The 850-nt window shown below is 27.6% G+C and carries 1 protein-coding gene; it reads left to right on the top strand.

Features of this window, described 5'->3' with window-relative positions:
* A partial coding sequence (locus WAA15_RS24485) for an SH3 domain-containing protein (RefSeq protein ID WP_337045479.1) occupies positions 1-760 on the top strand: 760 nt, incomplete at its 5' end.
* Between the last annotated feature and the right edge of the window lie 90 nt (positions 761-850).

Raw genomic sequence — 850 nt, 5'->3', positions numbered from 1 at the left:
GAAAATTTTAGCAAAAATATTTTTTCTTATACTTTGTGTGAGTACGTTTAAAACATTTAGCCAAAAGTACTTACTAAATAACCTTCTTCAGCCAATTTGGCAATTAGAAAACGAAAAATTTGAAGATTATAGTACTTTTCTGATTTTTAGTAAAAACGAAATTTATAGGTTTGAACTGAATGGTAATAAATTGCACAAACCAAACAGTTACTATTATGCAACTTATTTTTTTCTTTCAGACTCTACTTTTGACATATTATCTGCAAAAGAGTTAAAAGACCAAGAATTAGCTGATTTTTTCAATGAAAAAAAGAATAAAGATCTATTATTAACAAATACTACATTAGATTTTTCAAAGGAAGATAAAATGGTATATTTAGTTTATCTCTTAAGAGAAAATGGGAAATATGGAGTTGCCCATTTATATTCTTATCAATTTTATTCTACAACTACATTTAATCAATATGGATATGGTTGGACACCCGGGCAACCACAAATAGGTTATATATATAATTTAGCAAATAATATACCTAAAGAAGTAATGCTCGAAGTACAAAAAATTAACCCATTTAGGTATAAAACCTTAGACGTAAAACAAGCAAAAATATTTAATGATAAGAGAATTGCAACCAAAATGTACTTACTTAAGGATGATATTGTAGAAGTTTTAGAAGAAAAAAATGACTGGCTTAAAATCAGGTATTACGGCAAAAAAACGGTTGAGGGTTGGATAAAGAAAAGTGATGTAGGAGCAAATTGAAACCCTCATAAGGTAAAGCATCAAACTTAGTGATTACCTCATTTCCAAACAGGAATGAGGTTTTTTCTTAAAAATGACTTAGAGTTTTAT

It is taken from the genome of Emticicia sp. 17c (genome assembly GCF_037153985.1).
GTDB lineage: Bacteria > Bacteroidota > Bacteroidia > Cytophagales > Spirosomataceae > Emticicia.
Note: the sequence above shows the minus strand (reverse complement) of the source record. Positions and strands in the feature narration are given on the sequence as shown.